We start from the raw sequence: 26,643 nt of genomic DNA, 5'->3' as shown, positions 1-26,643 counted from the left end.
GGCCGACCGGGGAGTGCGAAGGGTCCGCGGCGGCGAGCCGTGCCGGGCCCCGGGCCACCGGGCCGGCGCCGCGGGCGTCGCTGGTCGCCGGGCGGCTGGTCACCGACTCGTGAGCCGTCGAAACGTCTTCGGCCACCGAGCCGCCCGCCACGGGGCCGCCGGTGTCGGGGCTGCCGCCGGCCACCGGGGCGTGGTCCGCGTGACCGGCGGGACGCGTCCCGGCGGCACGGCGCCGTGTCAGTTCGGCGGCGAGCGCACGCGCCGTGGGGAAGTCGAACACCAGCGTGGACGGCAGGTCCAGCCCCGTCGATGCGGTGAGCTCATTGCGCAGGTCGACCGCGGCGAGGGAGTCCAGCCCCAGGTCCGCCAACAGCACGTCCTCGTCGATCGCGTTCGCCCCTTCCGGATGGCCGAGCACCCGGGCCGCCAGAGCCCGGACCTCCGCGAGCAGCAGCCCGCCCCGTTCGCCGGGCGGAGCGGACGCGAGTGCCCGACGGAGCCGGTCTCCGTTGCCCTCCCCGGCGACAGGCGTTCGTCGGGTGCCGGCCACCGGACCGCCGTCGTCCGGAGCGACCCGCTCGATGCGGGCCGCCACCACCACGGGGTCGTCACCGGCCACGGCGGCGTCGAAGAGGGCCAGCCCCTCTTCCGGCCCGAGCGGGCCGAACCCGGAGCGGGCCATCCGCATCCGGTCCGCGTCGCCCAGGTGCGCCGTCATGCCGTCGGTCTGCCGCCACGGGCCCCAGACGATCGACGTACCGGGCAGTCCGAGCCGCAGACGGTGCCGTGCCAGGGCGTCGAGTACGCAGTTGGCCGCGGCGTAGTTCGCCTGTCCGGCCGAGCCGAAGGTACCGGCCACCGAGGAGAACAGCGCGAACACGGCCAGGTCCTGCCCCCGGGTCAGGTCGTGCAGTGCGAGGGCGGCGTCGGCCTTGGGCCGCAGTACCCGCTGCAGACGGTCGGTGGTGAGCGACGCGACGACACCGTCGTCCAGCACGCCCGCGGCGTGCACCACACCGGTGAGCGGGTGGGCCGCCGGTACCGTGTCGAGCAGAGCGGCGAGCGCCGTCCGGTCCGCGACGTCGCACGCGCGCACGGTCACCCGGGCTCCCGCCTCGCCCAACTCCCGGACGAGATCCCGTGCGCCCGGCGCGTCCGGCCCCCGCCGGCCGACGAGCAGCAGGTGCCGGACTCCGTGCGCGGCGACCAGGTGCCGTGCCATCAGCACGCCCAGGGAGCCGGTGCCGCCGGTGACCAGGACGGTGCCTTGTGGGTCGAGTGACAGTCGGGTTCTCGGCTCCGGCTCCCCGCCGGCCAAGGACACCAGCTTCGGCACGTACACCGCCCCCCTGCGTACGGCAGCCTCCGGTACCGCTGCGGCCGCCACGGAGGGCACGACCCTCCAGGAGTCCGGGTGTTCGTCCACGTCGATCAGGGCGAAACGGCCCGGGTGCTCCCGCACGGCCGAGCGGACCAGCCCCCAGACCGGGGTGTGCGGCGGTACGGACTCCGTCGTGCCGGGGTCTCCGGCGGCGCCGGACGTCACCAGGACGAGACGGGAGCCGGACAAGTGCGGTTCGGCGAGCCACCGCTGCAAGAGGCCCAGCGCCCAGCTCGCCGTCCACGACAGCCCGGCTGCCGGGTCCCGGCCGGGTCCGGTCCTGCCGGGCGGCGGCGGGCACGGCGCCACGACCACCCCGGCCGACACGTCGCACGTCGCCGGGCCGGAGTACACCGGGACGCCGGAACCCGGCGGCGCCAGGAGGTTCGTCGTCCGGGGGCCCGCCGTTCCCATCACCCCCCACCGGACCGCCGTCACGGGTGCGGGCGGCTCGGCGAGCGGCACCCAGTCGGTCCGGTGAAGAGCAGCGTGAAGAGCAGCGGGGCGTGCGTCCGGCGCCGGTGATCCGTTTCGTGGCAGCGCCCGGAGCACCAGCGAACGCACCGACAGCACCGGTGTGCCCGTCTCGTCGGTCAGCTCCACCGCGGCCCGCCCGTCCGCCGAGGGCGTCACGCGTACCCGCACCCGCTCCACACGGGTGGCAGCCACGCGCACCCCGCTGAAGGAGAACGGCAGAGACAACCCCGCGCCCACCGTCTCAGGCGTCTCAGCCGATCCCGCCACCCCGGCCCGCTCCGTGACGAGACCGTCCAGGGCCACCGCGTGCAGTGCCGCGTCGAGCAGCGCGGGATGCAGGAGAAACCGCGGGCCGCCCGTCTCCGGGTGCGGGCCCCGGGCCGCGTCGGGCAGCACGACGTCGGCGAACAGCTCCTCCCCGTGCCGCCAGGTCGCGCGCAGCCCCTGGAAGGCCGGGCCGTAGCGCAACCCCGAGGCGGTGAGCCGCTCGTACGGTCCGCTTCCCGGGCCGTCGGCGTACGCGTGCAGCGGCACCGCGGCCTCCGGTGGCCAGGGCGCGTGTGGCCGCGGTGGGCCGCCGTGCACACCGGGGACGGCATCCCGGTCCGCGAGCGGCTGCCGCGGCGCGAGCGTCCCGACGGCGTGCCGGACCCAGGCCCGGTCTTCCACCGGTGCGCACGGCCGGGAGTGGAACAGCACCTTCCGCCGTCCCCCGCCGTCCGGTCCCGCCACCTTCACCTGCAACTCGACGGCACCCTCCGGGGGCAGTGCCAGCGGCGCCGTCAGGACGAGTTCGTCGACGACGGCCGCGCCCGCCGCCGCACCGGCGTGGAGGGCCATTTCGACGAACGCGGTCGCCGGCAGCAGGACCTCCCCCGCCACCATGTGGTCGGCGAGCCACGGCTGTTCGGGCACCGAGAGCAGCCCGGTCAGCAGCATCCCGTCGTCGTCGGCCGTCCGGGTGGCCGAGCGCAGGAACGGATGGGCCGGCCCGGCCGGCGAGGACACCGGGCGCTCCGGGGCGGGCTCCTGCTCCAGCCAGTACCGGCGGCGCTGGAAGGCGTACGTGGGCAGGGCGACGCGGCCGCCGCCGCGCCCGGCGAAGACGGTCCGCCAGTCGACGGGGACACCGTGCGCGTGCAGCGCGGCGAGGGTGTCGAGCAACGCCTCCGGCTCCGGCCGGCTCCCGCGCAGTGTCGGCAGGACCTGCGGTGCCGGGCCCGCCCCACCGCCCGGGGCGGCGTCCTGCGGCGCCCCGGCCTCCCCGGGCACGGCGAGGCAGTCCCGTACCAGGCCGGTGAGCACCCCGTCCGGTCCCAGTTCGACGTAGTGAGCCACGCCCCGTTCCGCCAGGTGCGCCACCGACTCGGCGAAACGGACCGGGCGACGGACGTGCTCCACCCAGAACTCCGGTGTGCTCAGCTCCGCGTCGGTGGCCTCCCGGCCCGGCACGGCGCTGACCAGAGGCAGCCGGGGCGCGGCAAGGGAAAGCTGCCCCACCACGTCCGCGAAGTCGGCGAGCACGGGCTCCATCAGGGCCGAGTGGAAGGCATGGCGCACCCGCAGCGGCCGCGCCGCACGACCCCGCTCCCGGAAGTGCGCGACGACGCCGCGGACCGCGCTTTCGTCGCCGGAAACGACCACCGCGGCAGGCCCGTTGACGGCGGCGATCTCCGCGGCGCATCCGCTCGCCGCGAGGTGGGCGGCAACCTCGTCCGCGCCGGCGCCCACGGCGGCCATCGCACCCCCCGGAGGCAGCGCGTCCATCAGCCTGCCCCGGGCCGCGACGAGCGTGCAGGCGTCCGGGAGCGACAGGACTCCCGCCACGTGGGCCGCCGTCACCTCGCCGACCGAGTGCCCGGCCACCACGTCAGGACGCACCCCCCAGGCCTCCAACTGCCGGAACAGGGCCGTCTCCAGGGCGAAGAGAGCCGGCTGCGTGTACCGGGTCGTGCGCAGGAGCGCGTCCGCCCGCAGCCCCGCCCGCCCGCGCGGCTGGGCGAACAGCACCTCCCGCAGGGGCACCGGCAGCAGCGGATCGAGCAGCACACCACACTCGTCGAACGAACGGGCGAATGCCGGATGCAGATCCCGCGACGCGTACAGTTCCCGCCCCATGCCCACGCGCTGACTGCCCTGGCCGGTGAACAGCAGGGCCAGCGGCCCACGCCGACGGGACGTGCCCGCGTGCACCCCGCGTCGGCGGCCGACGTCCTCCGCCCCGGCCCCGACCCCGGTGCCGCTGTCCGCCACGGCACGCAGTGAGCCGAGCAGTTCGGCGCGGTCCCGGGCCACCACCACGGCACGGTGCTCGAACGCCGTGCGCGTGGTGGCGAGGGAGTACGCGACGTCCAACGGGTCCGCTCCGGGGTCGGCGGCCATCCGGTCGTGCAGCCGCCGCGCCTGGGCCCGCAGACCCGGCACGCTCCTGGCCGACACCAAGAAACCCACCGCGGCCGGTCCGGTCCGCGCCGCGTCCCCCGGCACCGGAGCGGGCTGGGCGCCACCGGACCCGGATGAGCCACCACCACGGCGAGTCCTGGCTCCGCCCCGGTCGTCGGCGACGGCGTACGGCGATGCGGCCGCCCCGTGTCGCGGCGCCTCTTCGAGCAGTACGTGGGCGTTGGTGCCGCTGATGCCGAAGGAGGACACTCCCGCCCGGCGCGGACGGTCCGTCGCGGGCCACTCCTCGGCCCCGTTCAGCAGTGCGATCCGACCAGTCGACCAGTCGACCCGGGGCGTCGGCTCGTCGGCGTGCAGTGTGCGCGGCAGCACACCGTGCTCCATCGCCTGCACCATTTTGATCACCCCGGCCACCCCGGCCGCGGCCTGGGAGTGACCGATGTTCGACTTCACCGAGCCCAGCCGCAGCGCCCGCCGCCGCGCCCGCCGCCCGTACGTGGCGAAGAACGCCTCCGCCTCGATGACGTCTCCCAGCCGGGTGCCGGTGCCGTGCGCCTCCACCACGTCGACGTCGTCGAACGCCAGCCCGGCGTCGGAGAGCGCCTGCTGGATCACCCGCTGCTGGGCCGGTCCGTGGGGCGCGGTCAGCCCGTTGCTGGCCCCGTCCTGGTTCACCGCCGAACCCCTCACCACGGCCAGTACCGGCAGGCCGGTCCGGCGTGCTCCCGACAGCCGGCTCAGCAGCAGCATTCCGGCGCCCTCGGCCCACCCCGTGCCGTCGGCCGACGCGCCGAACGCCTTGCAGCGGCCGTCCGGAGCCAGCGCCCGCTGCCGGCTGAACTCGACGAACGACGACGGCCCCGACATCACCGTGGCACCGCCGGCCAACGCGAAGGCGCACTCGCCCCGGCGCAGTGCCTGAGCCGCCAGATGCAGGGCCACCAGGGACGAGGAGCACGCCGTGTCCACGGTCAGGGCCGGGCCCTGGAGACCGAAGGTGTACGCGATACGGCCCGAGGCGACACTCCCGGCGTTGCCGAGGCCGAGGTATCCCTCGACGTGCTCGGGCGTCCTCGTCAGGCGTCGGGCGTAGTCGCTGTACATCAGCCCTACGTACACCCCGGTCGCCGAGCCGCGCAGGGCGGCGGGGAGCAGCCCCGCGTGCTCGAAGGCCTCCCACGCGACTTCCAACAGCAGCCGGTGCTGCGGGTCCATGGCCGGCGCCTCGCGGGGGGAGATGCCGAAGAAGGCCGGGTCGAAGCGGTCCACACCCGTCAGGAAGCCGCCCTCGCGCACATAGGTACGTCCGGGGCGTCCCGGCTCCGGGTCGTACAGCGCGCCGGTGTCCCAGCCCCGGTCGGTGGGGAAGGGGCCGATGGCGTCCCTCCCGTCGGCCACCAGCCGCCACAGTTCCTCGGGCGACGTCACGTCCCCGGGGTACCGGCACGCCATCCCCACGATCACCACGGGGTCCTCGTCCGGGCGGGCCGGGTTCCGGCGCGCGCGCCCGGCACCGGCCGACGCGGCGGCGTGCCGCGCTCCGAGGTGGGCGGCCAGCGCGGCGGCCGTGGGGTAGTCGAAGGCCACGGCCTCGGAGAGCGTCACGCCCGTCGCCGCCGACAACCTCTCCCGCAGCACCGTCGCCGCGAGGGAGTCCATGCCGAGGTCCCGCAGTGCCGTGTCCGGCTCCACCGCCCGGGCCGTGCAGCCCAGCACCGCCGCGGCCTCGTCGCGCACCAGGGTCAGCAGGTCCCGGGCCGGTTTCCCGGCGGTTTCGGCACCCAGCGCCCGCGCGGGCAGACCGCCGAGTTCCCGCCGGACGATCTTCCCGGAGGCGGTGCGGGGGAGGTCCGTCACCTCGTAGAGCTCGACGGGGACCTTGAAGCCGGAGAGCTCCGCACGGCACGCGGTGAGGACGCGCCCCCGGTCCAGCGCGCCGCCACCCGGCTCGGGGACCAGATAGCCGACCGGCACCTCACCGAAGACGGGGTGCGGGCGCTCGGCCACGGCGGCGTCCGCCACCCCCGGCAGGCGTCGCAACACCGCCTCCACCTCCGAGGGATGGATGTTCTCCCCGCCCCGGACGATGAGCTCGCTCACCCGGCCGATCAGTGTGAGTCCCCCCGCGTCGTCGATCCTGGCCAGGTCACCCGTGCGGAACCAGCCGTCGCGCAGGACCTCGGCGGTGGCCTCCGGCCTGCCGTGGTAGCCGGCCATCACCCCCGGCCCGCCGACCCACAGCTCGCCCTCACCCGTGTCCCGTCCGTCGGCGCCTCCGCCGACCCGCATCCGGGTGCCGGGCAGTACTCGGCCGCACGTTCCCGGAGCCGTCGGCCCTCCCGGCGCCGTCATGGTGACCGGGCCCGCCTCCGTGCTGCCGTAGTGCTCCAGGTAGGGCACCCGGCAGACGGCCTCGAAAGTCTCGCGGAACTCGGGTCCCGCCGCGGCGCCGCCACTGATGCACCCCCGCAGCGCGGGAGCGCCGAGCCCGCCGCGGCTCTCCCGGCCGTCCTTGCGGCCGGGGGCGTCGCGACTCACGCCGTCATCCCGGCAGCCGACTTGGCCACCGGCCTCGCCTGCGCTCCGGCTGACGAGCCCGCCGTCGCCCTCGCCACCGCCGGCTTCGCCGCCGTCCTGGTCGCGGGACCCGCCGCCGAGCCCGCCCCCGTCTTCGTCCCGGACCGTGTCGAGCAGGGCCGAGTAAGTCGTCGGGACTCCGCCGAGCAAGGTGAACACGGCGTCCTCACGGCGCAGTTCGCCGAAGACTCCCGCCACCGAGAACCGGGGCAGCAGCACGGCGCTCGCCCCCACGGCGGTCACCCCGAGGACGCACACCACCTGGCTCATCGCGTGGTGCAGGGGCAACGGCCACAGCACCCGGTCCCGTTCGGACAAACCCAGGACGTCGACGAGGCCGGCCGAGACCGGCGCCAGGCGGTTGCGCTGGGTGGACAGCACTCCCTTGGGCGCGCCCGAGGATCCAGAGGTGTACAACAGCCAGGCCACCTCGTCCAGTGCGAGGTCGTCCCGGGCCGGTGTGCGCGGTTCGGTGCCCACCAGCCCCTCGTACCGCAGTAAGCGGTCCCCGGACGAAGACACTTCGTCCCCGTTGCCACCGGCCACCACCGTGCTCAGCCCGGGGCGGGACGTCAGCGCCCGCCGCCGCGCCAGGCACGCGTCATCGGTGATGAGTACCCGCGCCCCGCTGTCGTCCAGCAGACGTGCCAGCTCCGCCTCGGAGCCCTCGGGGTCCAGTGGGACGCCCACCCCGCTCGCCCTGGTGACGGCGAGCAGACTCTCGACCGCCTCGACACGGTTGCCGAGCAGGATCGCCACCCGGTCGCCGCGGACCAGGCCGAGCCCGGCGAGATGACCGGCCAGTCGAGCGGTCCGCTGCTCGAGTTCCCGGTAGGTCACGCGCGTGAACGGATCCTGGAAGCAGACCTTGTCCCCGAGACGTCGGGCGTGGCCCTTCAGCAACTCCGGCAGGGGCATGACGATGTCGGCGTGCAAACCCATAGGTTCTCCCCTTTTGTCGACTCATGCCCCAAGACGTCGACAAACCCCACCGAGTTGCCCGGCAAGAGGGTGAACAGGTCAGAGTGCGATCGCTCCCCGAGCGTGGCAGGACCCGGCCGTCACCCTCGCCCCGCTCCTGATGCGGGCCTGGCGTCCGAGGGCTCTCTCCGGACCGACGGCGTGCTCTCGGGGCTGGTGTACACGCAGGTACCGAAGTCGCTCCACCCGGGCTGGAGCTCGTCCCAGTCACCATGGCTGTAGTAGCCGGTGTCGGCCGCGCTCAGGGTCACGCCGCCGTCCTTCTGACGGCCGACGTACTCCGCGTAGCCTCCGTCTCCGGCAGACTGGAACACGTGCAGTTCGGCACGCCCGTCCTGGTCTTCGTCGGTCGCACGCACCGCGGCGACGAAGAACGAGACCTGAACGCGGATGGTGCCGCTCCGGCTGCCGCTGAGGTCCCGGGCCAGCGGTCCGTAGCGCACCTCATGCACGAGCAGGTTGGGGCGGGGGTTGTCCCCGATGTCCTCCTGGCTGCGGAACAACGCCAGATCGAGATAGCCGTCGCCGTCGAAGTCGCCGAACGTGCCCCTGGTCTCCAGGTCCGACGTCAGCAGACCACGGGCCTTCTGCCATACGCCGAGAGCCTCGCCGACACCGACCTCGACACGGTCATCGGCCCGGCTGAAGAGGACCGTACCCCTTCCCGAGCGGTCGGGGTCGTGTATCTCGTCCAGCCGCCCGTCCGCGTCCACGTCGGCGGTCAGGCTGGTGTTGCCGGTGTCGGTGCACACCACCGTCGGTGCGTGATCGCCGGGCTCGGGCCCGGACCAGAGGACGAGCGTCGTGGCGCCCGCGGCCAGAGCGGCTCCCGTGCCGAGGACGAGCCGCCTTCGCCCGCGTGTGTACGGTCGTCTCAGCCGGGCGGTGAACGCGCGGCTGGCACTGGCCTGTTGTGGACTCACGGGTTCCGCCATGATGGGATTCTAGTGTCCCGTGCCCGGAGTTGATCGTCAGTGAGCCGTCTCCCACCTGACGGTGATCGGGTCGGCTCCGCTACGAGCTGCCCCTGCCCGAGCGGCTCGACGTCAGCGACCCTCGCCAGCTGTCCGTGCACACGCGCGGCGGTTCCCAGGCCGCGCCCACCCGTCGTACGGCCGACTGACGAGCGGCCGGGGCACCGGATCTCCGGGCCCCACCGGCGGGGACGGACCGGGTGACCCACGAGGTCCTCGCGTCGCCGTTTGACCGGGCGGCTTCGGGGGCACTCAGGCCCCGGCCGGCTCGACGACACACGGGCACCGGCGAAGGGCGAGGAGGCCCCGGAGATGACCGACAACACCGAGGCCCCGGTCGGCGGGCCGGGCGGGAACCGGCTGTCCGGTCCGCAGCCGGAGGTGGCGCGTGCCGCCGGCTACCCGGATGCGCCGCCCCGCATGGGCTTCTTCACGGACACCTCCGTGTGCATCGGGTGCAAGGCGTGCGAGGTGGCGTGCAAGGAATGGAACGCGATCCCCGAGGACGGCCTGGAGCTGACCGGCATGTCCTACGACAACACCCAGGGGCTCGGCGCGGACACCTGGCGGCACGTGGCCTTCATCGAACAGCGAAAGCCACTGGGCGGACAGGAACCCGGCGTCGGCCACGAAGCCGTCGACGTCTTCGCCGCCGCCGGTGCGCTGGGCACCTCCCCGTCCTCGCCGGGCCCGGGCGCCACCGCTCCCGCGCCCGGCGACGGGACGCCGACCGCCGCGCCCGCCGGGGACATCTCCCCCCTGGCGCCGGAAGGCCGCACCGAACTGCGCTGGCTGATGTCCTCCGATGTGTGCAAGCACTGCACCCACGCCGCCTGCCTGGACGTCTGCCCCACGGGCTCCCTGTTCCGCACCGAGTTCGGCACCGTCGTGGTCCAGGAGGACATCTGCAACGGCTGCGGCTACTGCGTGCCCGCCTGCCCGTACGGCGTCATCGACCAGCGCCCCGACGACGGACGGGTCTGGAAGTGCACCCTGTGCTACGACCGGCTCGGCGTCGGAATGGAACCCGCCTGCGCCAAGGCCTGCCCGACCGACTCCATCCAGTTCGGCCCGCTGGACGAGCTGCGCGAGCGGGCCGCGGACCGGGTCGCCCAGCTGCACTCCGCCGGGGTCACCGACGCCCAGCTCTACGGTGAGAGTCCCGAGGACGGCGTCGGCGGCGACGGCGCCTTCTTCCTGCTGCTCGACGAACCGGAGGTCTACGGCCTGCCCCCGGACCCGGTCGTCACCACCCGCGACCTGCCCGCCATGTGGCGGCACGCGGCGACGGCCGCCGCCTCGCTCGCCGCGCTCGCCGTCGTCAGCTTCGCCAGGAGGCCGCGATGAGCGGTTCCGACGTCACCCGGAACGGCGTGGAGGGCGCCCGCCCCGGTCGTGAGGCCCTCACCGGGGCCCACGCCGGGCGCCGCCGCCGGCGCAGGGGGCGGGGCCGCGGCGAGCGTGCGATGGTGCCCGACGCCGAGTTCTCCTCGTACTACGGCAGACCGATCCTGAACAAACCGACGTGGAAGCCCCTCGACATCGCGGGCTACCTCTACCTCGGCGGACTCGCGGGCGCCTCCTCGCTGCTGGCCGCCGGCGCGCACGCCACCGCCCGGCCCGCACTCGCCCGGACGGCCAAGATCGGGGCGGCGGGCGCCGTCTCCCTGTCCCTGGCCGCGCTGGTGCACGACCTGGGCCGCCCCGCCCGCTTCCTCAACATGCTCCGGGTCTTCAAGCCCACCTCCCCGATGAGCGTGGGCTCGTGGCTGCTGGCCGGTTACGCGCCGCTCACCGTCGCCGCTGCCGCCGCCGACGTCGCCGGCCGGTACCGCCTGGTGGGCGCTGCCGCCACCGTGTCCGCCGCCGTGCTGGGCCCCGCGGTCGCCACCTACACCGCCGTACTGGTCTCCGACACGGCCGTGCCGTCCTGGCACGAGGGACACCGGGAGCTCCCGTACGTCTTCGCCGGATCCGGGGCCACCGCCGCCGCCGGGCTCGCGCTGGTCTGCGCACCGGCGGGTCAGACGGGCCCCGCGCGGCGCATGGCGGTGCTGGGCGCCCTCCTCGAACTCGGGTCGTTCCGGCTGATGAAGCGGCGCATGGGGCTGGCCGCGGAGCCCTTCGAGAACGGCAGGGCCCACACGCTGCTCCGCGCGGCCGAGACGCTCACCTCCGTGGGTGCCGTGCTCGGGGCGGGCCTCGGCGGGCGCAACCGGACGGTCGCCGCGATCGCCGGCGCGGCCCTCCTCACCGGTTCCGCCGCCCTGCGGTTCGGTGTCTTCCACGCCGGGGTCGCCTCGGCGGAGGACCCCAAGTACACGGTGCTGCCCCAGCGGGAGCGGCTGGCGGCCGAGGCGCGGTCCCCAGAGCCCGGCAACGCTCCTCCGGCGTCCTGAGCCGGCCCGCGCCCAGCTGCCGGGCCAGGTCGGCCACCGAGCCGGCGGTACGGTCGGCGGGCCGCAGCGCCGACGGGTGCGGGACGCCCCGGCAGCGGGTGTACGAGGTCGACGCGGTGACGTCGGCGGTGCTCAGCAGCCGCACCGCGGGGCCGGCGGAGACTCCCGAGGATTCCGGGTGATTGACCCGGGCCCTGTGGGGCACTCGCGCTGGCGATCGGCATGACGGGACACGAAGAGAAGGGCAGGGGTGATGGGCGTACGCACCTGGATCGACTCCTGGCCGGTCTACCGCCAGCTGAAGGGGACCGATCCCCTGGGCCGGGGGGCCGCCGCCAAGAGCGGGACCAGCGCGCGTCTCACCCCGCGCGTCGCCTCCGCCGACCGGGTCGTCAAGTCGATCTGCCCCTACTGCGCGGTGGGCTGCGGACAGAACGTCTACGTCGAGGACGGCCGCGTCACCCAGATCGAGGGCGACCCCGACTCCCCGATCTCCCGCGGCAGACTGTGCCCCAAGGGCTCGGCCAGCCTGCAGCTCACCACGGGCAGTGCCCGTGAGCACCACGTCCTGTACCGCCGCCCGCACGGCACCGAGTGGGAGCGGCTGGACCTGGACACGGCGATGGACATGATCGCCGACCGGGTGATCGCGGCACGGCGCTCCGGCTGGCAGTGGGAGGTCGACGAGACCCGCACCCGGCGCACCCTCGGTGTCGCCAGCCTCGGCGGGGCGACGCTGGACAACGAGGAGAACTACCTGATCAAGAAGCTGTTCACCGCCCTGGGCGCGGTGCAGATCGAGAATCAGGCGCGTGTTTGACACTCCTCCACCGTTCCCAGTCTGGGAACCTCGTTCGGCCGCGGCGGCGCGACCACCTTCCAGCAGGACCTGCAGCACTCCGACTGCATCGTCATCCAGGGCTCGAACATGGCCGAGTGCCATCCGGTCGGGTTCCAGTGGGTGATGGAGGCGAAGGCCCGCGGTGCGAAGGTGATCCACGTCGACCCGCGTTTCACCCGCACCAGCGCCCTGGCAGACGTCCACGTGCCGCTGCGCGCCGGCTCGGACATCGCCTTCCTCGGCGGGATCATCAACCACGTGCTGCGGACCGAGAGCTACTTCCGTGACTACGTGGTCGCCTACACCAACGGTCCGGTCGTCCTGAGGGAGGACTTCCGCGACACCGAGGACCTCGACGGCGTCTTCTCCGGTCTCGACCCCGACAGCCGCAGCTACGACAACGGCAGCTGGCAGTACGAGGGCACGGAGATGCAGGCAGCGTCGGGCCAGCGCGACCAGGGGTACGACAGGCGGACCGGGGGCGGCAGCAGCGTGACGGAGGCCGCCCGTGGCGAGGCGCACGGCTCGGGCGGTGCCGACATCGGTGAGGGCGAACCGGAGCGGGACGAGACCATGTCCCATCCGCGCTGCGTCTTCCAGGTCCTCAAGCGGCACTACGCCCGCTACACGCCCGAGGTGGTCGAGCAGATCTGCGGCGTGCCGCAGGACGTCTTCCGCCAGGTGTGCGAGCTGGTGACGGAGAACTCGGGACGGGACCGGACCACGGCGTTCGCCTACGCGGTCGGCTGGACCCAGCACACGGTGGGGGTGCAGTACATCCGGGCGGCCTCGGTCCTGCAGAGCCTGCTGGGCAACATCGGCCGGCCGGGCGGCGGCATCCTCGCCCTGCGCGGCCACGCCTCCATCCAGGGCTCCACCGACATCCCGACGCTGTTCAACCTGCTGCCGGGCTACATCCCCATGCCGCACGCCCACCAGCAGCAGGACCTCGACGCCTTCGTCGAGGCGGATTCGGCCCGCAAGGGCTACTGGGGCAACATGCGCTCCTACCTCGTCAGTCTCCTCAAGGCGTACTGGGGCGAGGCCGCCACCGACGCCAACGACTTCTGCTTCGACTACCTCCCGCGGCTGACCGGCTCGCACTCCACGTACGAGACGGTCATGGCCCAGCTGGAGGGCGTCTGCAAGGGCTACTTCCTCGTGGGCGAGAACCCCGCCGTCGGCTCCGCCAACGCCAAGCTGCAACGCCTGGGCATGGCCAACCTGGACTGGCTGGTCGTGCGGGACTTCTCCCTCATCGAGTCGGCCACCTGGTGGAAGGACGGCCCGGAGATCGAGACGGGGGAGATGCGCACCGAGGACATCGGCACGGAGGTGTTCTTCCTGCCGGCCGCCGCGCACACCGAGAAGGACGGCAGCTTCACCAACACCCAGCGCCTGCTGCAGTGGCACCACCAGGCCGTGCCGCCGCCCGGCGAGGCCCGCAGCGACCTCTGGTTCGCCTTCCACCTCGGCCGGATCATCCGGGAGAAGCTCGCGGCGTCCACCGACGAGATGGACCGGCCGCTGCTCGACCTGACCTGGGGCTACCCCACGAAGGGCGAGCACGCCGAGCCGGACGCGGAGGCCGTCCTCGCCGAGATCAACGGCCACGACGCCGACGGCAACCCCCTGGCGTCGTACGAGGAGTTGAAGGACGACGGGTCGACGGTCTGCGGCTGCTGGATCTACTGCGGGGTCTACGCGGACGGTGTCAACCAGGCGGCCCGCCGCAAGCCGGGACGGGAGCAGGACTGGGTCGCGAAGGAGTGGGGCTGGGCCTGGCCCGCCAACCGCCGGATCCTGTACAACCGCGCCTCGGCGGACCCGGACGGCCGGCCCTGGAGCGAGCGCAAGGCCCTGGTGTGGTGGGACGCGGACGAGGGTTCCTGGACGGGCCACGACGTTCCCGACTTCAAGCCCGACAAGGCCCCCGACCACCGGCCTCCGCCGGACGCCAGGGGACCGGCGGCGCTCTCCGGTACCGACCCGTTCATCATGCAGGCGGACGGCAAGGCGTGGCTGTACGTGCCCTCCGGCCTCACCGACGGCCCGCTGCCCACGCACTACGAGCCGCAGGACTCGCCCTTCCCGAACCTGCTGTACGGCCAACAGCGCAACCCGGTACGCCACTTGCTGCCGCCGCACCCGGACAACCGCTACCAGCCCAGCGGCACCGAGCCCGGCTCCGGGGTCTTCCCGTACGTCGCCACCACCTACCGGCTGACCGAGCATCACACCGCGGGCGGGATGTCCCGCTGGCAGCCCTATCTCGCGGAGCTCCAGCCGGAGTTCTTCTGCGAGGTCTCACCCGAACTGGCCGCCGCGCGCGGGCTGGAACACACCGGCTGGGCGACGATCGTCAGCGCCCGCGGCGTGGTCGAGGCGCGGGTGCTGGTCACCGACCGCATGGCGCCGCTCACCGTGCAGGGCCGACGGCTGCACCAGGTCGGCCTGCCCTACCACTGGGGTCCCAACGGCTACGCCACCGGCGACGCCGCGAACGAACTGCTGCACCTGTCCCTGGACCCCAACAGCCACATCCAGGAGGCCAAGGCGTTCGCCGTCGACATCAGGGCGGGCCGCCGCCCGAGGGGCCCGGCCGCACTGGAGCTGGTGCGGGAGTACCGGGCCAGGGCCGGCATCGACGAGGACACCGGCACCGAGCCGTAGGGGGAGGGGGAGGTGCCGTGGTCACCCGAGCACGACGGAGTGGGCGCCCTTCGGCACCAGTTCCCCGATGACGGGGGCGCCCGGCACCTCACCCGCCACCAGCAGTCCGCCCGAGGTCTGCGCGTCGGCGAGGAGCAGCCGGGTGTCGGCGTCGGCACGGCCGAAGTCGGTGAACGGGGCCACCCACTCCAGGTTGCGCCGGGTGCCGCCGCTGACGTACCCCTCCCGGACGGCCTCCCGGGCCCCGTCGAGGTAGGGCACGGCGGCGGGGTCGAGCACGGCGGTGACCCCGGAGGCGCGGGCGAGCTTGTGCAGGTGACCGAGCAGGCCGAAGCCGGTGACGTCGGTGGCGCAGGTGGCCCCGGCCGCCAGGGCCGCCGCGGACGCGTCCCGGTTCAGCGCCACCATCGTCGCCACGGCCTCCTCGAACCGCTCGCCGGTGGCCTTGTGCCGGTTGTTGAGGACGCCGAGGCCCAAGGGCTTGGTGAGCGACAGCGGCAGTCCCGGGCGGCCCGCGTCATTGCGCAGCAGCCGCTCCGGGTCCGCGACGCCGGTGACGGCCATGCCGTACTTGGGTTCCGGGTCGTCGACACTGTGCCCGCCGCCCACGTGGCAGCCGGCCTCGGCGGCGACGTCCAGTCCGCCGCGCAGCACCTCGCGCGCGAGCTCGAACGGCAGTACGTCGCGGGGCCAGGCCAGCAGGTTGACGGCGACGAGCGGCCGGCCGCCCATCGCGTAGACGTCCGACAGGGCGTTGGCCGCGGCGATGCGGCCCCAGTCGTAGGCGTCGTCGACGACCGGCGTGAAGAAGTCCGCCGTGGAGACCACCGCCTGGGCCGGACCGCCGCCCGGCGCGGGCAGGGTGACCACGGCGGCGTCGTCGCCGGTGGCCAGCCCGACGAGCAGGGAGCCGTCCGCGGACGCCGTCCCGGGCCGGACGAGGCCGCCGAGCACGTCCTCCAGTTCACCCGGCGGAATCTTGCAGGCGCAGCCGCCGCCGTGCGCGAACTGCGTGAGCCGTACGGGTGTTTCGCGGGCGGTCGTCATGACTGGTCCTTCTGGTGGGTCGGTTTCGGTCGTGGTGGGCAGACGGCGCTCCTGTAGCCTGGCCGGGCGGTGGAGGCGTGTGGGTGCCTGGTGGCCCTCCCGGTCTTCAAAACCGAGGTGTCCGAGGATCTCGGGCAGGCGGGTTCGATTCCCGTCCGCCTCCGCTTCCCGCGGTCTCCCGGCAGCGCCGGCGCTGGTCGTCCACGCGTTCGGTGTGTCCCTGCCGGTCCAGCAGCTCCAGCAGGGGCACGGCGACGCGGCGCGTGGTGTCGAGGGCGCGGCGTGCCTCGCTCAGCGTGAACGGCCGGGGCAGCGACCGCAGTACGGCGGTGGCCTCCGCGTCCGCGCCGGGCAGCAGCACGACGCCCTCGGCGACCCGCAGCAGCGCGCCGGCCGCGACGGCGGCGGCCAGCGTCCTGTGGTCCAGCCCCAGTTCGGCCAGCCGGCCGGCCTCGGGAGCGCGGAACGGCGACCGGCGCAGGTCCTCCCCCAAGGCATCGACGGCCCTGCGGACCGCAGGCGGCAGCGACGGCCGCGCGTCGCCGGGCCCGTGCAGGCGTCCTTGCCGGTGCCTCAGTACGGCCCCGCCGGGCGTGTCGACGAGGGCCTGGACGAGGGCGCGGTCCGGCAGGCCGAGCAGGTGTCTGGCCGCCTCGGTGGGCAGCCCGGGGTCCAGCGGCTGCCGCTCGGCGTGTCGCGCCACCTCCGCTGCCAGGCGCTCGCGCAGTCCGGCCCAGTGCGCGGGGTCGGCCAGCCAGTCGCCCGTGACGGGCGGGCCGGGAGCGGCGATGCCCATGGCTTCCAGGTCCGGGCGGCGGACGAGTCGGCGTCGCCGCAGTTCGGCGGCACCGTCCGGCCGGCCGGTCATGGCCGTCAGCTCGGCCGCCCTGGTCCGGGCCGCCCCGCGCCGTGTCAGCCCCGGCGGTGCGACGTCCAGCACGGTCAGGCCGCACGGGGCACGCCGTCCGCCCGCCTCCCGCAGGACGGCCCGGTCACCGACCCGCAGCGGGAGCCCGCGGGTCAGGGTGAGCCTGGCGGTGTCCTCGCCCAGCGGCCGGACGGTCACCGGTACCGCGGCGGTCCCGATGTGCAGGGTGGCCGTGCGGGGGAGCTCCGCCACGGGTGTTCCGGGCACCCGGACGTCGGTCACGGTGGTGAGCAGCCAGCGGTCGGGGGTGAGCAGCACCTCGCCCCGGCCGAGCCGGGTGTCGGCGCCGCCGTGGACGTTGACCGCCACCCGGGCCACGCCGCTGACCGACGTCCGCTCCTCGTGCAGGCACTGCAGTCCCCTCACCCGCAGGACGCTCGTGCCGTCGCCCGTCACGAGCCGGTCGCCGACGCGCAGGGTCCCCGCTCCCAGGGTGCCGGTGACGACGGTGCCGTGGCCGCGCACGGTGAAGGCGCGGTCCAGCCAGAGCCGTACGTCGGCGTCGGCCGGCGATTCCGGCAGCGCGGCGCTCAGCCGGGCCAGTTCGCCGCGCAGTTCGTCCAGTCCCGTGCCCGTCACCGCGCTGACCGCGACGGACGGCACGGTGCCGAGAGAGGTGGCGGCCAGCCGTTCGACGGCGTCCGCCCGTACCGGTGCCGGGTCCGCCAGGTCTCCACGGGTCACGGCGAGCACGGCGTGCCGGACGCCGAGCGCGTCCAGGATCTCCAGGTGCTCCTGGGACTGCTGCTGCCATCCCTGGTCGGCGGCGACCACGAAGAGCACGCCGGGCACCGGGCCGACGCCCGCCAGCATGGTGGAGACGAAGCGCTCGTGGCCCGGTACGTCGACGAAGGCGAGGTGCTCGCCGCCCGCGCCGCCCGGTGCGTAAGGTTCCAGCCGGGTCCAGACGAAGCCGAGGTCGAGCGTCAGGCCGCGGCGCCGCTCCTCCTCGTAGCGGTCGGGTTCCATTCCCGTCAGGGCCCGTACGAGGGCGGACTTGCCGTGGTCGACGTGCCCGGCGGTGGCCAGTACCCGCATGCCCTACCTCCCCCCTGCCCGTACGCGGCGCACGGCCTCGGCCAGCAACTCGTCGTCCTCGGCAGGCACCGACCCGAGGTCCAGCAGGCACCGCCCGCCATCCAGCCGTCCGACCACGGGAACGCGTCCTTCGCGCAGCGCGGTGGCGTACGGCTCGGGCAGGGACAGCGCGGCGCTCGGCAGTGTCACGCCGGGCGCTCCGCCCCCGCCCACGGTGGCCCGGCCGGCGACCGCCCGCACATCGACGCCGTCGGCTCGCAGCGCGGTGGCCAGCAGCTCGGCACGGCGGGCGAGCTGCTCCGGGTCAGCGTCGAGCGCCTGTCCGGTCGGCGTCTTCGGACCGGTCAGCGTGGCCTCCAGCGCGGCCAGGGTCAGTTTGTCGACGCGCAGCGCCCGGGCGAGCGGATGCCGGGACATGGCGCGGACCAGGTCCTCCCGGCCGAGGACCAGTCCGCACTGGGGCCCGCCCAGCAGCTTGTCCCCGCTGGCGGTGACAAGGGCGGCTCCGGCCTCCAGTTGGCTCCGGGCGTCCGGTTCCTCCGGCAGGCGCGGATGGGGGGCCAGCAGACCCGACCCGATGTCGGCGACCACCGGGACACCGAGCGGCGCCAGTTCCGAGATGTCGGCTGCGCGGGTGAAGCCGGTGATGCGGAAGTTGGAGGGGTGCACCTTCAGGACGAAGCCCGTCTCGGGGCCGAGGGCCCCGGCGTAGTCCTGGACGGTCGTGCGGTTGGTCGTGCCCACCTCGCGCAGCCGGGCGCCGGTGGACACCAGGAGGTCGGGCAGCCGGAAGCCGTCCCCGATCTCCACCATCTCCCCGCGGCTGACCACGATCTCCTTGCCGGCGGCCAGCGCGGTGGCGGCGAGGACGAGCGCGGCGGCTCCGTTGTTGACGACGTGCACCGCGGCGGCGGACGGCACCCGGGCCCGCAGCGCGGCCAGCGCGGTCCGGCCGCGGCGGGCCCGTACGCCGGTCTCCAGGTCCAGTTCGACATCGGTGGGTCCGGCAGCGTCCTGTACCGCCTGCCGGGCGGCGGCGGACAGCGGTGCCCGGCCGAGGTTCGTGTGGAGCAGCACCCCGGTCGCGTTGATCACGGGCCGGAGTCCGCACGCCGTCCGCGGCAGGAGGGCGAACGCCGCGTCGGCCACCGCGTCCGGCGGCAGGGCACCTTCCCTCGCCCGCTGCTGTGCGCCGCGGACCGCCGACTTGACCCGTTCCTGCCCGAGCCGGTCCGCCGCGTCCAGGAGACGGGGGTCGCGCAGCAACGCGTCGGTGCGCGGGATACGCCGCCGTGCGTCCGGTACGGCGCGCGCCGCGTGGCCGGTCTCGGCGGCACCGCTCGCATCCGCCGCCACGCTCTCTCCGCACCGCTCGGCCGCGTCCCGCTGTTCCACGTGTGTCCTCCGCTCCGGCCCGGCCGCGCACTGCCCGGGAACCTGCATCGTTCCCCCAGTGCCCGTTACCGGTTCCGGGACACGCCGGACGACGACGAGGGCGTACGGGCGAGCGGCTTGTCAGACGGTGCGCTCGGAGAGCGTCGGGGGAGCGGTCTCAGCGCTGTCGAGGAAGGTGCCGTCGCCCGGGAGGCCCCGGACGTGCTCCACACGGTGATCTCGCGACGTCCGTCCGCTGCCCGTAATCCCTCAAGTTCACGTACTCCGTTCTGCGTCTGGATACTCCGGTGCGGGAGCCGGTCTGGTCGAAGGAGGCCGGGGCGGTGGTCGGGCTCGCCGAGACGGAGCCCCGGATCGTCAAGTTCACCCCCGGTGAGGACTCCGGACGGCTGACGGCGTGTACCACCCTCTCCGACCGCGTCCCCGGCCTGGGCGAGAACCTGGCCCCGAGCGCGACGGACGGGAACGTGGTCTACGCGCCCCGTCCGGACGCGGACCGGGTCGCCGTCCTCGACGCCGGGACCCTTCGGGTGAAGGGGTCGTTGCGAGCAGGTGAGGCACCGGCCTACGTCACCGTCGACTCCGGCGCGGACGTGCTCCTGGCGTTGTCCCGGGACGGTTCCACCGTCACCGGCGTGGACGTTCAGCCGGACCCCGGTGAGGACCCGGCAGTGGTGACCCGGAACGAGGCCCGGCTCGGCCCCACCGGTGAGGTGGACGGCCCCGAGCGCGGGCGTCTCGTCGAGTTCCATACCGTCGGCCCGGACCTGATCAGCCACTACAAGGGCGCCGTGGGCGGGGTGGAGAAGACCGCCGACATCGCCTTCCGCGCCGAGACGACCACCGGCGACCTCGTCAAGGAGCTCCTCACGGTGGCCCAGTCCCGCCTCGGGGCGCCGGTAGTGCACCTGGGAGCTGACGACAACCGCCTCTACGCCGTCACCGAGGACCGTTCGGTGGTGCTGGAGACGAACAGCTGCGAGGAGGAGCAGGGGAGACGACCTGGCCCTCCTGGCGAGATCCCGGGGCCGTGTCAGGCGGTGGGGCGCATGTGCTCCTGCGCCCACTGCTCGAAGCTGGTCAGTGGGATGCCGAGGTCGCTCGCGTAGTGCGGGCGGCCCGGCTGGCCGGCCACGTTCAGCCACTCGTGGCCAGCCCCCATCGCCGGCATGCCGGCGGAGAGGGCCTCCTCCTCGGTCATGTCCGGCGCGGACAGCCGCGTGTCCAGAACACGAGAGAGGACCTCGGCGATCTCCGTCATAGACAGGTAGTCGCTCGCCAACTCCAGTTCGACCCCGTCGAATCGCTCGGGCGCGGTGATGGCTGCGGCGGCCGCCCTGCCGATGTCGTCCACCGCGACCAGGGACAGTCGGGTCTCGGGGTTGAGAACGCTCACCAGGCCGCCCTCGATGCCGCGGGGGAACAGGAACGCCATGGACGGGAGGAAGTTCTCCATGAAGAAGCCCGGCTTGAGGAGCGTCCAGTGGGGGAAGCCGGCCGCGCGGACCCGGTCCTGGATCGCACTCTTGGCGCCCAGCGTGGGTTCCATCGAAGCCCAGCGACCGTCGGCCCAGCCGGGAGTCTCGGTGTGCTGGCCGGCGCCGGTGACGGATGTGTGCACGAACTGCGGCACTCCGGCGGCCTTCGCGCCCTCGACGAGGTTGACCCCCTGGGCCACCTCCCCTTCGAAATCGAAGCCTTCCGCGGTGATGCCGGGCATCTGCACGGAGAAGACGGCGCGGGCGCCCTCGGCGGCCCGGATGACGGACTCACGGTCATGCAGGTCGCCCGTGACCAGTTCGGCGCCGAGTGCCTCGACGGCCTCGGCCCGGTCGGTGGCCGGGTCGCGCACCAGGGCGCGGACGGGAACGCCCGCAGCAAGCAATGCGCGGGCGGTGGCCCCACCCTGTCTGCCGGTCGCGCCGGTGACCAGGACGGGCGCGGAGTTCGTGGACATGGCGCTTCCTCGGGGTAGTCGCCGATTAAACGGCGAGGCCCGCCGTTTATAGTCCGGGTACGATACGGCGGGGGCCGCCATTTATCAATCCCGGAGGTGACGCCATGCCCGAGCGCCAGCGTGCGGACGCCCGACGCAACTACACGCGCATCCTCGCCGTGGCCGAGAAGGAGGTCGCTGCCCATGGTGCCGACGCCTCCCTGGAACAGATCGCCCGCACCGCGCAGGTCGGCTCAGCAACCGTGCGCCGACACTTCCCCACGCGCCGTGCACTGTTGGAGGCAGTCTCCCGGGAACGGATCGAGGCGCTGTGCGTCCGCGCCCATGACCTCACGGGCAAGGGCGACAGCCGGAACGCGCTCCTGGAGTGGCTTGATGACGTCGTCGCCTACTCCGTCTCCGCCCGGGGGTTGGCGGCCGCGCTCGCCTACGACGGCCCGATGCACGAGAACGGCTGCTCGGCGGCGCTGCAAGAGGCGGCAGGCCCTCTGCTGCGCCGCGCCGTGCAGGACGGCGCGGTGGCGGCCGGCGTCACTGTCGCCGACCTGATCACGCTGATCGTCGGCATCGTCCTGGCCACGGAGCACTACCCCGACCCCGCCGCCCAGGCGAACCGGCTGTTCCGGCTGGCCGTGGCGGGACTGAGTCCGCAGAGCTGAACCAGTCACACGACCGGCTGCACCGAGAACGGCTCGCACCCTCCCGGCGTCCTCCCCACTGAAGCGGCGCGCTTGGACGAGGCGGGGTGCGTTCACGGCCGCCCGCGGGTACCGGGGCCGTCAGGCGCGCATCTTCGAAGGACCACTTGAAAGGGCCGCCGCCCTCGGTATCACTGTGGAATCCGCAGGAGGCTCGTCGCAGCTCACCACCGACTCTCCCGGTGTGCTCTCCCTCCTGACGTGACGGCTGCTGCCGGAGGCCCGACAGCCGCCGTGGGCACGGGTCCCACGGCGGCTTCGAGCAGACGTGCTGGGGCGAGCCGGTCAGTTCTGCCGACTGCGGCGACGCAGAGCGTAGGCGCCCACGGCGGCGATCAGCATCGCGCTGCCGCCCGCGGCGGTCGCGGTGGCGTAGCCGAGGCCGCCGGCCTGGGTGCCTCCCTCTCCCGCGTGGACGGCGCCCTTGGCGGCCATCGTGAGCGGGCCGCACAGGGCGGGATCGGTGGCTTCGGCGGGCAGTTTCGGGTCGAGGTCGCTGGCGCCCAGAACGTCGTCGTACTTGCCGTTGCCGTTGTAGTCGATGCCGTGCACGACGACGACGGCGTTGCCTTCACGGACGCTCTCGGCCGCCTCGTCGCTGAGGGTGATGGTCCGCTCGTACTGGAAGCTCGAGCCCGCCGGGAAGCGGTCGACGGCCAGACCCGAGGCGGGACCGGTGTCGCCCGTGGTGGTGAGGGAGGTGCCGATCATCCCGTAGAAGGGGTGGCCGTCGGTGGTGGTGAGGCTGAGCAGGCCGTTGTGCTTCTTGGCCGCGGAGTCCGGGGGACAGACGCCCTTGGCTCCGATGTGGAAGTGCTGAGCGTGCGGAGCGTCCTTGAGCAGCCCGCTGGTGTGGATCGTGACGTGGGCCCGGTTGCCGTCCAGCACCACGGTGGCCGTGCCGGAGCCGGTCACCTTGTTGACCTTGATCGGGTCGAGGGTCGCGTGGAGGGTCCTGCTGTCCTCGTGCGACATGTCGCCCGCCGCGGCGGGGCCGGCGAGCGCCACCACGGGGGCGGTCGCGGCCAGTGCGGCTATGCACGCGGCGGTGATCCTGTTCATCGATGAGACTCCTGCCTGGGGGCTGGGAAGACGTGTCGTGCCGTGACCCGCTGTCGGTACGGCACGCCTCTCACGGTTGCGCCGCACAGGGACACACGCCCACCGCTGATGAGGCATCCAGGTGACAGTCGCGCCGCGTGAACGCCCCCGCGCCACCGATGGGATGGCCTGTCAGGCCTGCAGAATGTCCCGTGCCGTGCTCGGCTCGGCCGCGAGCAGCGCGGTGATCCCGTGGGCGAGGTGCGCTCCGAGTTCGCCCCAGCCGTCCTTGTAGCCGTAGGCAGCGGCCAGGGTACGGGCGTCGTAGTCACCGTTGAGTATTTCGATGTCCGTGGCCGTGATGAGCCCCGGGTGGGCCACGCCGACGGCCGCCGAGAGCTTCGTCAGCTCCTTGCGCAGGGTGCGCAGATACACGGCGGCGCGGGTGGCCTTCGACTCCGGGTCGAGGCCGCGGGCCAGCCACGGGTTCTGGGTGGCGACACCGGTGGGGCACTTGTCCGTGTGGCACTTCTGCGACTGGATGCAGCCGATGGACAGCATCGCCTCCCGGCCCACATTGACCATGTCGGCGCCGAGGGCGAAGGCGACCGCCGCGTTGTCGGGCAGACCGAGCTTGCCGGAGCCGATGAACGTCAGCTCGTCGGTCAGACCGCGCTCGGCGAAGGTGCCGTAGACCCGTGAGAAGCCCATCCGGAAGGGCAGCGACACGGAGTCCGTGAAGGTGAGCGGTGCCGCCCCGGTGCCGCCCTCGCCGCCGTCGACGGTCACGAAGTCGACCCCGCGGTCGCCACGCGCCATCAGTGTGGCCAGCTCGTGCCAGAAGTCCATCTCACCTACCGCGCTCTTGATGCCGACCGGCACACCGGTCTCGGCGGCGATCAGTTCGACGAAGTCCAGCATCGAGTCGACGTCGCCGAACGCGGTGTGGCGGGACGGCGAGGCGCAGTCCCTGCCCTGGGGGATGCCGCGGATCTCTGCGATCTCCGGCGTCACTTTCGCGCCGGGCAGCATCCCGCCCAGCCCGGGCTTGGCGCCCTGGGACAGCTTGATCTCTATCGCCCTGACCGGGGCGCCGGCGACCACTTCCTTGAGCCGGTCGAGGTCGAAGCTGCCGTCCTCGTTGCGGCAGCCGAAGTACGCCGTACCGATCTGGAGGACGAGGTCGGCGCCGTTGCGGTGATACGGAGACAGGCCGCCCTCGCCCGTGTTGTGCATCGTCCCGGCCAACGCCGCCCCCTTGTTGAGGGCCGTGACCGCGGCGCCGGAGAGCGATCCGAAGCTCATCGCCGAGATGTTCACGACGCTCTTCGGCCGGAACGCCTTGGCCCGGCCGCGGGGTCCTCCCAGCACCTTGGCGGACGGCACGGCGTCGGGCAGATCCGGTCGGCCGTGGGACTCGGGCAGGCTGTCGGCGAACGTGCGCTGCTTCACGTACGCCCGTCCCTGCACGTGCTCGACGTCGACGTCGGTGCCGAACCCGAAGTAGTTGTTCTCCTCCTTCGCCGACGCGTAGATCCACGTCCGCTGATCACGGCTGAAGGGCCGCTCCTCCTCGTTGGACGTCACGATGTACTGCCGCAGCTCCGGCCCGATGGTCTCCAGCAGGTACCGGGCGTGTCCGACCAAGGGGAAGTTCCTCAGCAGCGCGTGCTTCTTCTGGAGGAGGTCGCGGGCGGCCACCAGGGCCAGTGCCGCTGCGGTCGCGGTGCCGATGCTCCGGGCGCGCATGAGTCTTCCCTTTCTCGATGGCCGGCTTCGTCGCCCCGTCCGTGGACGTCGTCTGGTCACGTGGGGCGGCGGGCATGGCCGAACCGGTGTCAATGTCCGCCAAGGAACGCAGTGTGATGGTAGGGGGCCCGTGGAAGGGGGCATGCGGCCGGGGGTGACAGTCGACGAAGGGGGAGGCTCGCCCCCAACGCCTCGGTCGTCCTCCAGGGTCGTCCGCATGACGATCGGCACGGAAGCCGCCGGTTTGCTCTGCGCGTCCCTCCGGCGGACGCCCTCACCAGCCCAGCCCAGCCCAGCCCAGTCCGGCCCAGCCCAGCCCAGCCCGGCCCGGCCCGGCTCCGCGAGCCGTAGCCGAACCCGAGCCCGTCGGGAGTGCCGGTCAGGCCCGTGCAAAGCCTGGGGACCGGAGCGGCGGGCGCCTGCTGACCCGCAGCCGACCCGCCCACTCGCACGGACGAGTCGTCCTCTGCGACCCGTCATAGCTGAGGCGGAGCGCCCGGATTCGTGCTCGCCCGCCCGGCGGATGTTGTTCGGTCCGTGGCGCGATCCTGACCGGCCTCGCCTGCTGGGAGCCTCGAAGGCGCACGGGCGGGTCCGGCCCGTGGACGTGAGGAGCGCAGATGTTCCAGGCCACGCCGACCACGACCGCCGACGAAGCAGCAAACGCGTCTCGCCGCGAGGGCCGCCTGCCTAGTAGGGCTTGGTCATGTGCAGGTCGTGGTGGCGTGTCTTCTTGATCGGTCGTGTCGTTGACCGGGTGTGCTGAGTGAGGAGTTGGCTGGGGTCCGGTGTGATCTGGAGGGCTTCGCGGCGGAGATGTTCGAGCCGTTCGCGCGGGCGGATCAGCGGCGGTGGGGCGGGGTATATCTGCGGGGCCTGCTGTTGGACGGCGGGCGTAAGTCGGTGGAGCCGATGGCCGCCCGCCTGGGCGAGGACGGTAACCGGCAAGCGCTGGCCCACTTCGTGACCTCCAGCCCGTGGGATGCGGCGCATGTGCGGGCCCGTCTGGCCTGGCGTATGCAGCCGGCCGTCAAGCCCACCGCGTTGATCATTGATGACACCGGGTTCCTCAAGGACGGGGACGCATCCGCGTGCGTGACCCGGCAGTACACCGGCACCGCGGGCAAGGTCACCAACTGCCAGGCCGGAGTCTCGCTGCACCTGGCTTCCAACGGCGCCTCGGCGGCAGTGAACTGGCGTCTGTTCCTGCCCGGAAGCTGGGATCCCTCCTCACCCAAGGCCGATCCGGCCAAAGTGGCCCGCCGTGACACGTGCGCCATTCCTGCCCAGGTCGGCCATATCGAGAAGTGGCAGCTGGCCCTCGACATGATCGACGAGACGCGGTCCTGGGGCATCGACGTGCCCCAGGTCATCGCCGACGGCGGCTACGGTGATGCCGCCGCCTTCCGGCTCGGCCTGGAAGAACGCGGCCTCGACTACGTGGTGGGCATCTCGACCACGACCACCGCGCAACCCGAAGACGCACAGCCCTGCATCCCGGCCTACTCCGGCCGCGGCCCACGGCCGGTTCCTGCCTACCCCGAGCCGGCCCAGCGGGTGAAGAGCCTGGTCATCGCGGCCGGTAAATCTTCCGCGCGGCCGGTGCAGTGGAGGGAAGGATCGCGACCGGGCAACGGCCGAAGCGGATACAAGCGCATGTACTCGCGCTTCGTGGCCCTGCGGATCCGGCCCGCCGGACGTGAGATCCGCAAAGCCACGGCCACCGCCGAGCTTCCGGTCCGCTGGCTGCTGGCCGAATGGCCCGCCGACCAGGACGAGCCCGTGCAGTTCTGGCTCTCCAACCTGCCCGAGACCACCCCGCTGCCCGTCCTCGTGCGCACCGCGAAGCTCCGCTGGCGCATCGAGAACGACTACCGCGAGATGAAACAGGCCCTGGGCCTGGCCCACTTCGAAGGCCGGACCTGGCCGGGCTGGCACCACCACGTCACCCTCGTCTCGGTCGCCCACGCCTTCTGCACCCTCCAGCGACTGAGCCGATCCCCAAAAGAGACGGCGTCGGCCTGAGCCTCTACCGAGTCGTCCGCGAGCTGCAGATACTCCTCGCGACCTGGACCGGCGCCTGC

12 protein-coding genes, 1 tRNA gene and 2 pseudogenes are annotated in these 26,643 nt (G+C 73.4%); 7 read left to right on the top strand and 8 right to left on the bottom strand.

The features are described 5' to 3' along the window. Nucleotides 1-253: 253 nt before the first annotated feature. A pseudogene (locus BJ961_RS18475) lies at nucleotides 254-7,756 on the bottom strand (type I polyketide synthase); the annotation flags it as partial. Nucleotides 7,757-7,899: 143 nt separating this feature from the next. Continuing rightward, on the bottom strand, nucleotides 7,900-8,754 hold the full coding sequence (locus tag BJ961_RS18470; protein ID WP_271413897.1) for an FG-GAP repeat domain-containing protein: 855 nt from the start codon (nucleotides 8,752-8,754) through the stop codon (nucleotides 7,900-7,902). Nucleotides 8,755-9,105: 351 nt separating this feature from the next. On the opposite strand from BJ961_RS18470, the gene BJ961_RS18465 reads away from it, so the two are divergent. The 3 genes from BJ961_RS18465 (at nucleotide 9,106) to fdh (ending at nucleotide 14,706) form a co-directional block, all read left to right on the top strand. Next, a complete protein-coding gene (locus tag BJ961_RS18465; protein WP_271413896.1) occupies nucleotides 9,106-10,140 on the top strand; it encodes a 4Fe-4S dicluster domain-containing protein in 1,035 nt (344 codons plus the stop codon). Further along, nucleotides 10,137-11,192 (top strand): NrfD/PsrC family molybdoenzyme membrane anchor subunit, encoded by a 1,056-nt coding sequence (gene nrfD / locus BJ961_RS18460; protein WP_271413895.1) that lies wholly within the window; start codon nucleotides 10,137-10,139, stop codon nucleotides 11,190-11,192. The genes BJ961_RS18465 and nrfD overlap by 4 nt, the downstream gene beginning before the upstream one ends. A 253-nt stretch (nucleotides 11,193-11,445) precedes the next feature. Then, on the top strand, nucleotides 11,446-14,706 hold the full coding sequence (gene fdh, locus BJ961_RS18455) for a formate dehydrogenase (protein WP_271413894.1): 3,261 nt from the start codon (nucleotides 11,446-11,448) through the stop codon (nucleotides 14,704-14,706). Between the two features lie 21 nt (nucleotides 14,707-14,727). Here the strand turns inward: fdh and selD are convergent, their stop codons facing one another. Beyond that, complete coding sequence (gene selD / locus BJ961_RS18450; protein ID WP_271413893.1) at nucleotides 14,728-15,753, bottom strand: selenide, water dikinase SelD; 1,026 nt, start codon at nucleotides 15,751-15,753, stop codon at nucleotides 14,728-14,730. A 71-nt stretch (nucleotides 15,754-15,824) separates the two neighbouring features. Between selD and BJ961_RS18445 the strand changes: the two genes are divergently transcribed. Further along, a tRNA-Sec gene (locus BJ961_RS18445) sits at nucleotides 15,825-15,918 on the top strand. Nucleotides 15,919-15,952: 34 nt separating this feature from the next. On the opposite strand, the pseudogene BJ961_RS18440 reads toward BJ961_RS18445, so the two are convergent. Together BJ961_RS18440 and selA are read right to left on the bottom strand one after the other, a co-directional pair. Next, nucleotides 15,953-17,719 (bottom strand): annotated as a pseudogene (locus BJ961_RS18440) (SelB domain-containing protein); the annotation flags it as partial. Between the two features lie 3 nt (nucleotides 17,720-17,722). Then, complete coding sequence (gene selA, locus BJ961_RS18435) at nucleotides 17,723-19,075, bottom strand: L-seryl-tRNA(Sec) selenium transferase (RefSeq protein WP_271417088.1); 1,353 nt, start codon at nucleotides 19,073-19,075, stop codon at nucleotides 17,723-17,725. 326 nt (nucleotides 19,076-19,401) lie between these two features. Between selA and BJ961_RS18430 the strand changes: the two genes are divergently transcribed. Then, nucleotides 19,402-20,223: a YncE family protein gene (locus tag BJ961_RS18430; RefSeq protein ID WP_271413892.1), complete on the top strand. Its 822-nt coding sequence runs from the start codon at nucleotides 19,402-19,404 to the stop codon at nucleotides 20,221-20,223. Here the strand turns inward: BJ961_RS18430 and BJ961_RS18425 are convergent. Then, on the bottom strand, nucleotides 20,148-21,071 hold the full coding sequence (locus BJ961_RS18425) for an NmrA family NAD(P)-binding protein (protein WP_271413891.1): 924 nt from the start codon (nucleotides 21,069-21,071) through the stop codon (nucleotides 20,148-20,150). The two genes, BJ961_RS18430 and BJ961_RS18425, sit on opposite strands and share 76 nt — an antisense overlap. Before the next feature lie 104 nt (nucleotides 21,072-21,175). Here BJ961_RS18425 and BJ961_RS18420 point away from each other — a divergent pair, with 104 nt between their 5' ends. Beyond that, on the top strand, nucleotides 21,176-21,730 hold the full coding sequence (locus tag BJ961_RS18420; RefSeq protein ID WP_271413890.1) for a TetR/AcrR family transcriptional regulator: 555 nt from the start codon (nucleotides 21,176-21,178) through the stop codon (nucleotides 21,728-21,730). A gap of 324 nt (nucleotides 21,731-22,054) precedes the next feature. On the opposite strand, the gene BJ961_RS18415 is transcribed toward BJ961_RS18420, so the two are convergent. Together BJ961_RS18415 and BJ961_RS18410 are read right to left on the bottom strand one after the other, a co-directional pair. Beyond that, nucleotides 22,055-22,831: a CHRD domain-containing protein gene (locus BJ961_RS18415; RefSeq protein ID WP_271413889.1), complete on the bottom strand. Its 777-nt coding sequence runs from the start codon at nucleotides 22,829-22,831 to the stop codon at nucleotides 22,055-22,057. Between the two features lie 171 nt (nucleotides 22,832-23,002). Continuing rightward, a complete protein-coding gene (locus tag BJ961_RS18410) occupies nucleotides 23,003-24,559 on the bottom strand; it encodes an FMN-binding glutamate synthase family protein (protein ID WP_271413888.1) in 1,557 nt (518 codons plus the stop codon). A gap of 759 nt (nucleotides 24,560-25,318) precedes the next feature. On the opposite strand from BJ961_RS18410, the gene BJ961_RS18405 reads away from it, so the two are divergent. After that, entirely contained in the window at nucleotides 25,319-26,584 is a 1,266-nt protein-coding gene (locus BJ961_RS18405; protein ID WP_381161038.1) for an IS701 family transposase, read from the top strand. Nucleotides 26,585-26,643: the final 59 nt, after the last annotated feature.

The sequence above is a fragment of the Streptomyces lienomycini genome (genome assembly GCF_027947595.1).
In the GTDB taxonomy this organism is placed as follows: Bacteria; Actinomycetota; Actinomycetes; order Streptomycetales; family Streptomycetaceae; genus Streptomyces; species Streptomyces lienomycini.
This window is presented reverse-complemented; position numbering and strand designations above follow the sequence as displayed.

Coding starts and splice junctions, on each gene's coding strand:
- BJ961_RS18470 (WP_271413897.1), bottom strand. CDS start 8,754: ATGGCGGAACCCGTGAGTCCACAACAGGCCAGTGCCAGCCGCGCGTTC.
- BJ961_RS18465 (WP_271413896.1), top strand. CDS start 9,106: ATGACCGACAACACCGAGGCCCCGGTCGGCGGGCCGGGCGGGAACCGG.
- nrfD (WP_271413895.1), top strand. CDS start 10,137: ATGAGCGGTTCCGACGTCACCCGGAACGGCGTGGAGGGCGCCCGCCCC.
- selD (WP_271413893.1), bottom strand. CDS start 15,753: ATGACGACCGCCCGCGAAACACCCGTACGGCTCACGCAGTTCGCGCAC.
- BJ961_RS18425 (WP_271413891.1), bottom strand. CDS start 21,071: ATGTCCACGAACTCCGCGCCCGTCCTGGTCACCGGCGCGACCGGCAGA.
- BJ961_RS18420 (WP_271413890.1), top strand. CDS start 21,176: ATGCCCGAGCGCCAGCGTGCGGACGCCCGACGCAACTACACGCGCATC.
- BJ961_RS18415 (WP_271413889.1), bottom strand. CDS start 22,831: ATGAACAGGATCACCGCCGCGTGCATAGCCGCACTGGCCGCGACCGCC.
- BJ961_RS18410 (WP_271413888.1), bottom strand. CDS start 24,559: ATGCGCGCCCGGAGCATCGGCACCGCGACCGCAGCGGCACTGGCCCTG.